This is a genomic window from Streptomyces sp. NPDC058221 (assembly GCF_042882365.1).
Taxonomy (GTDB): Bacteria; Actinomycetota; Actinomycetes; order Streptomycetales; family Streptomycetaceae; genus Streptomyces.
Genome location: NZ_JBHVWF010000265.1, coordinates 1 through 5,543, shown reverse-complemented (window position 1 = coordinate 5,543; position 5,543 = coordinate 1). Strand labels below are relative to the sequence as shown.

At 72.3% G+C, this 5,543-nt stretch carries 6 protein-coding genes and 1 pseudogene; 6 read left to right on the top strand and 1 reads right to left on the bottom strand.

Going from position 1 to position 5,543, the window contains the following annotated elements:
• The first annotated feature begins 291 nt into the window (after positions 1 to 291).
• From ACFVW8_RS38260 to ACFVW8_RS38245, 4 genes are all read left to right on the top strand, one after another.
• Positions 292 to 648: a YciI family protein gene (locus tag ACFVW8_RS38260; protein WP_389698521.1), complete on the top strand. Its 357-nt coding sequence runs from the start codon at positions 292 to 294 to the stop codon at positions 646 to 648.
• A 66-nt stretch (positions 649 to 714) separates the two neighbouring features.
• Complete coding sequence (locus ACFVW8_RS38255; RefSeq protein ID WP_389698519.1) at positions 715 to 1,965, top strand: RNA polymerase sigma factor; 1,251 nt, start codon at positions 715 to 717, stop codon at positions 1,963 to 1,965.
• Positions 1,966 to 2,028: 63 nt separating this feature from the next.
• A complete protein-coding gene (locus ACFVW8_RS38250; protein WP_389698517.1) occupies positions 2,029 to 2,499 on the top strand; it encodes a VOC family protein in 471 nt (156 codons plus the stop codon).
• A 99-nt stretch (positions 2,500 to 2,598) separates the two neighbouring features.
• Positions 2,599 to 2,964 carry a hypothetical protein gene (locus ACFVW8_RS38245; RefSeq protein ID WP_389698515.1) on the top strand — a complete coding sequence of 122 codons (366 nt, stop codon included), beginning with the start codon at positions 2,599 to 2,601 and terminating at the stop codon, positions 2,962 to 2,964.
• Between the two features lie 50 nt (positions 2,965 to 3,014).
• On the opposite strand, the gene ACFVW8_RS38240 is transcribed toward ACFVW8_RS38245, so the two are convergent.
• Positions 3,015 to 4,262 (bottom strand): methyltransferase domain-containing protein, encoded by a 1,248-nt coding sequence (locus ACFVW8_RS38240; RefSeq protein ID WP_389698513.1) that lies wholly within the window; start codon positions 4,260 to 4,262, stop codon positions 3,015 to 3,017.
• Positions 4,263 to 4,344: 82 nt separating this feature from the next.
• Between ACFVW8_RS38240 and ACFVW8_RS38235 the strand changes: the two genes are divergently transcribed.
• Together ACFVW8_RS38235 and ACFVW8_RS38230 are read left to right on the top strand one after the other, a co-directional pair.
• A complete protein-coding gene (locus ACFVW8_RS38235; RefSeq protein WP_389698511.1) occupies positions 4,345 to 5,367 on the top strand; it encodes a polysaccharide deacetylase family protein in 1,023 nt (340 codons plus the stop codon).
• A pseudogene (locus ACFVW8_RS38230) lies at positions 5,364 to 5,543 on the top strand (hypothetical protein); the annotation flags it as partial. The gene ACFVW8_RS38235 and the pseudogene ACFVW8_RS38230, both read left to right, overlap by 4 nt.

The window sequence follows — 5,543 nt, the reverse complement described above, 5'->3', positions numbered from 1 at the left end:
TATATTTGACAGCCGTCACCGGGATGGTGCACCGCTGGGGTAGCGTGTCCCTCGGGACGGCGTACCGGTGCCGACCGCGTCGCGTCCTTACGCCGCCGCTTACCCGGCGGCGCACGGCCCGGGAACGGCGCCGGAATCCGCCCCCGGAATCCACTGCGGGAACCGCCCCGGTGGCCGGTCCGGAAAATTCTCTGAAGAATTCCGGGGAAGCTGTCGATCCGGCCGTGTCCCGTTCGACGCAGGGGTGAGAGGCGGGGAAGGAGTCCCCGCCCGTCCGACCGAGGAGTCACCATGCCGCGCTTCATGTCACTCATCCGCCTCGACGAGCAGGAGGCAGCCGGCTTCGAGCCCGACCCCGGCTTCGACGAGCGGGTCACCGCCCTGTTCGAGGAGATCAACAAGGCGGGCGTGATGCTGGAGACGGCCGGCCTCACCCCGACCTCCCAGGGCACCCGCGTCACCTGGTCCGGCGGGGACCTCAGCCACACCGACGGCCCCTTCACCGAGACGAAGGAAGTGGTCGGCGGCTACGCCATCCTCCAGTGCAAGGACAAGGACGAGGCGCTGGAGTGGGCCAGGCGGTTCCTGCGGGTCCACCCGGAGAGCTGGAAGGTCACCTGCGAGGTCCGCGCCATCGACGAACCCTGAGCAACCGCCGTCCACCGGCCCGGCCGCGCTTGCCCGGGCCGGGTGCGGCTGCTCTGATGGGTGGCCGTGACGGCAGCGAGCGCGGTTGAGGCGGTATTCAGGATCGAGTCCGCGCGGATCATCGCCGGTGTCGCCCGGATCGTCCGGGACGTGGGCATCGCCGAGGAGATCGCGCAGGACGCGCTGGTCGCCGCGCTGGAACAGTGGCCGGAGTCGGGCGTCCCGGACAACCCGGGAGCCTGGCTCATGGCCACGGCCAAGCACCGCGCCATCGATCTCGTACGCCGCCGCGAGACGTACGCCCGCAAGCTGGCCGAGGTGGGCCGGGACCTGGACACCGTCTCCGGCGAACCGGACCCGGCCGCCGCGGACCCGGACCGCATCGACGACGACCTGCTGCGGCTGATCTTCACCTCCTGCCATCCGGTGCTCTCCACCGACGCCCGGATCGCCCTCACCCTGCGCCTCCTGGGCGGCCTCACCACCGAGGAGATCGCCCGCGCCTTCCTCTCCACCGAGCCGGCCGTCGCCCAGCGGATCGTCCGGGCCAAACGGGCGCTCGGCCGGGCCGGAGTCCCCTTCGAGGTGCCGTACGGTCCCGAGCGCGCCGCCCGGCTCGGATCGGTGCTCGAAGTCATCTACCTCGTCTTCAACGAGGGCTACGCCGCGACCACCGGCGACGACTGGCTGCGCCCGGGGCTCTGCGAGGAAGCGCTGCGGCTGGCCCGGGTGCTGGCCGGGCTGATGCCGGCGGAGCCCGAGGTGCACGGGCTTGCGGCCCTCCTGGAGCTGCAGGCCTCGCGCACCGCCGCCAGGACCGGGCCGGACGGTGCCCCGGTGCTGCTCGCGGACCAGCACCGGTCCCGCTGGGACCGGCTGCTGATCCGCCGCGGTCTCACGGCCCTGCTCCGGGCGGGCGGAACGGCGGCGGAGGCGGGACAGCCGATGGGCCCGTACGCACTCCAGGCCGCCATCGCCGCCTGCCACGCCCGGGCGGTGCGCTACGAGGACACCGACTGGGCCGCCATCGCCGCCCTCTACGACCGTCTCGCCGCCCTGACCCCCTCACCGGTCGTCGAGCTCAACCGCGCCGTCGCCGTCTCCAGGGCCGAGGGCCCCGCGGCCGGTCTCGTCCTGGTCGACGCGCTGGCCGCCGACCCGGCGCTCAAGGGCTACCACTTGCTGCCGAGCGTCCGCGGGGATCTGCTGGAGCGGATGGGGCGCACGGACGAGGCGCGTGCGGAGTTCGTACGGGCGGCGGAGCTCACCCGCAACGAGCGGGAGAGGGCGATGCTCCTGGACCGGGCCGGCCGATGAGTTCCCGGCCCGTGACCGGTCTACCCTGCACGACCGTCCGCACCACCGCGCGAGGAGCAGACCATGCAGAAAGTCACCACGTTCCTGTGGTTCGACAACAACCAGGCCGAGGAGGCCGCGGACCACTACATCTCGGTCATCGGCGGCGATTCACGCGTCGTGGACGTGACCCGTTGGACCGCGGCGTCACCGGGTGACGACGGCGCCGTGATGACCGTACGGTTCCAGCTGGAGGGCGCCGAGTACATCGCGTTCAACGGCGGCCCCGGGTTCCCCTTCAGCGAGGCCGTCTCCCTCTCCGTCGAATGCGCGTCGCAGGAGGAGGCGGACCGGCTGTGGGACGAGCTCACCGCGAACGGCGGCCAGGAGAGCAAGTGCGGCTGGCTCAAGGACAAGTTCGGCGTCTCCTGGCAGATCGTCCCGCCCGGCCTCGGTGAGGCGCTGACCGACCCGGACCCGGACAAGGCGGCCCGCGCCATGAAGGCGATGCTCGGCATGAAGCGGCTCGACATCGAGGCCCTGCGCAACGCCTGAGCACCGGACCCGGAACGGGCCTCGGACAGCGGCGGGTCGCACCGCTGACTCCGGTCCTATCCTTGGCGCGTACGCGAAGAGTCAGGGGGAGGGCGTCTCATGGAGTGGTACTGGTGGTTGCTCATCATCTTCTGGACGGGCGGATTCGGCTGGGTGGCCGACAACGTCCGTACGGCGCTGCGTAACCGGCACACGCGCAAGCTGGAACTGCTGGAGGCCGGCAAGCAGGAACGGCTGGCGGTGCAGGCGGCGAACAAACCGCCGGAGCCGGTTTGCGGCTGCACGCACCACCTCGCCAAGCACGACAAGCAGGGCAAGTGCCACGAGGTGGTCGAGGTGCCGACCGCCTGGGACGAGCAGAAGAAGCCGGTGCGCTTCGATTCGGGGCAGTGCAACTGCCAGCAGTACGTGGGCCCGCAGCCGCTCTCGCAGGTGTACGCCGACGAGCTGACCGACCTCGGGTAGAACCTCGACCCGCCCGCCCGCCCGCCGGACCCGGCGGGCGGGCCCCGCCGTCACCCCCGGCCGGCCTCCGGGCCGGTCACGGGACGGCCGATCAGCATCGTCGGCACGTCCGCGACCCGGGTCAGGAAGACGGTGGCCGAATGCGGCCCCTGGAGCTTCATCTTCCGGCGCAGCTCCTCCGGTTCGACCGGCGAGCCGCGCTTCTTGACCGTCAGGACGCCGACCTTCCGCTCCCGCAGCAGCGCCTTCAGCCGCTTCACGTTGAACGGCAGCTGATCGGTGATCTCGTACCCGGCGGTGTACGGGGATTCGTACAGCTCGTCGCTCGTGACGTACGCGATCATCGGGTCGATCAGCCGGCCGGCGCACCGGTCCACGATGTCGGCGACCAGATGGGCCCGGATCACCGCGCCGTCCGGCTCGTACAGATAGCGGCCGACCGGCCCGACCGGCGGGGCGGGCAGCACGGCCGGGGCGGACAGCGTGGCGCCCGACGGGAGCAGCGTCGCGCGGTAGGACCCCGCCTCGAAGCCCTCGCCGAACCAGAGCACCGCCTCCTTCACATCGCCGCCGTCCGAGATCCACTCGGCCTCCGCCTGCGGGCCGATCGCCTCGTGCGGGACGCCGGGGGCGAGCTTCAGCGCGGCCCGGGGCGCCTTCAGCGCCGCCTCGGTCGCCCAGGAAAGGGGCGGGGAGTAGGCCTCGGGGTCGAAGATCCGGCCGCGGCCGCCTCGGCGGGCCGGGTCGACGAACACCGCGTCGTAGGGCGAGGTGTCGATCTCCGTGACGTCGGCGCACCGCACCTCGATCAGCGCGTCCAGGCCGAGCGCGGCGGCGTTGGCCCTGGCCACCTCGGCGGTCAGCGGGTCGCGGTCCACGGCGAGGACGGAGATCCCGGCGCGGGCCAGCGCGATGGCGTCGCCGCCGATCCCGCAGCAGAGGTCGGCGACGCTGCGCACCCCGGCGCCGGCGAACCGGCCGGCGCGGTGGGCGGCCACCGAGGTGCGGGTGGCCTGCTCCACACCGTTCGGGGTGAAGAACATCCGGTGCGCGTCCTCGGCGCCGAACTTCGCCACCGCCCGCTGCCGCAGCCGGGCCTGCCCCAGTGCCGCCGAGACGAGGGCGGCCGGGTGGCTGCGGCGCAGCCGGGTGGCGGTGGCGAGCTCCGTGGCCGGGTCGTACGACCGCAGCCCGGCCAGCAGCTCGGCACCCTCCGGGGTGCGCAGGGTCAGGAAGCCGGCGAGGGGATCGGGGGCATCGGGCGGGCCGGTCGGGGCGAGAGCGTTCACCCGCCCCATTGTGAGCCAGCCGGGGGACCGTGCGGGTCGTGCGGCGGTGTCGGCCCGGGAGCCCGATCTTGGACTGGCAGGATGCGGCGCCATGCAGCTTGTACGACAAAAGGAAGAATTCATCATGAAGAGGCGCAGACCTGGACAGGCGGAGCAGGGGCAGGGCGGCACGGGACGCGGCCGGGGATATCTGCGGCGCAGGCCCGGCTACGCGGTCCTGGCCGCACTCCTGGTGGCGGCTGTCGGCTCCGGCTGCGCGGCCGGGACCGACAGCCGTACCGACGTGGGTGCCGGACGGGGATCCAAGGCGCTCGCCGGGCAGCCGGGCGGCCCGGCCGGGAACGCGGGCGCGGCGGGCACCCGCGCCGCCCAGGCGGAGAAGGCGCGCCTCGCCCAGGCCGCACGCGCGGTGGCCGCCAAGAAGTGGGGCCTGACGAGTACGCCGCTGGCCGCCCCCGTCCCGCCCGCGGTGAAGCCGCACATCACCACCCGCAAGGGCTTCGAGGTCGAGGGCGGTGACGACTCGCTGCCGCCGGTCTTCACCACCGTCCCGACCAAGGAGAAGATCGTCTTCCTGACGATGGACGACGGGGACGACAAGGACCCCGAGCTGCTGCGGATGATGTCGGACCTGAACATCCCGTACAGCGCCTTCCTCAGCGACTACCTGGTGCGCGACAACTACGGGTACTTCAAGGACGCGAAGGCCCGGGGCGTGACCCTCAACAACCACACGCTCAACCACCGGTACATGCCCGGTCTCTCCCACGAGGCGCAGAAGCGGGAGATCTGCGACCAGCAGGACATCATCGAGAAGCAGTACGGCGAGCGCCCCCGGCTCTTCCGGCCCCCGTACGGCAACTACAACGGTGACACCCTCAGGATCGCCAAGTCCTGTGGCATCACCGCCGTGCCGCTGTGGTCGGAGGAGGCCTTCCCCGACCACATGGAGTGGCGGGAGGAGGACCAGGACCTGCACCCCGGCGACATCATCCTCACGCACTTCCGGGGCAAGAAGGACTGGAAGGGCTCCATGCCCGACCTGATCCGGTCCGTCATGAAGGTCATCACGGACAAGGGATACGCCGTGGCCCGGCTGGAGGACTACGTATGAGAGGGGCGCACCGGCTGCTGGCCGGAGTGCTGGCCGCCGGTGCGCTCCTGACCGCCACCGGCTGCGCGCAGTCGGTGGACCCGATCGAACGGCTGGGCCGGAAGGCGGCCCAGCGGGTGAACCGGCCGCCGAGCGCACCGGCGGTGCGGCCCGCGGCGGCGCGCACCGCCGCGGTG

Bases quoted from the DNA above. Each gene is read 5' to 3' on its own strand.
- ACFVW8_RS38240 (WP_389698513.1), bottom strand. From the start codon at position 4,262: ATGGGGCGGGTGAACGCTCTCGCCCCGACCGGCCCGCCCGATGCCCCC.
- ACFVW8_RS38235 (WP_389698511.1), top strand. From the start codon at position 4,345: ATGCAGCTTGTACGACAAAAGGAAGAATTCATCATGAAGAGGCGCAGA.
- ACFVW8_RS38250 (WP_389698517.1), top strand. From the start codon at position 2,029: ATGCAGAAAGTCACCACGTTCCTGTGGTTCGACAACAACCAGGCCGAG.
- ACFVW8_RS38260 (WP_389698521.1), top strand. From the start codon at position 292: ATGCCGCGCTTCATGTCACTCATCCGCCTCGACGAGCAGGAGGCAGCC.
- ACFVW8_RS38245 (WP_389698515.1), top strand. From the start codon at position 2,599: ATGGAGTGGTACTGGTGGTTGCTCATCATCTTCTGGACGGGCGGATTC.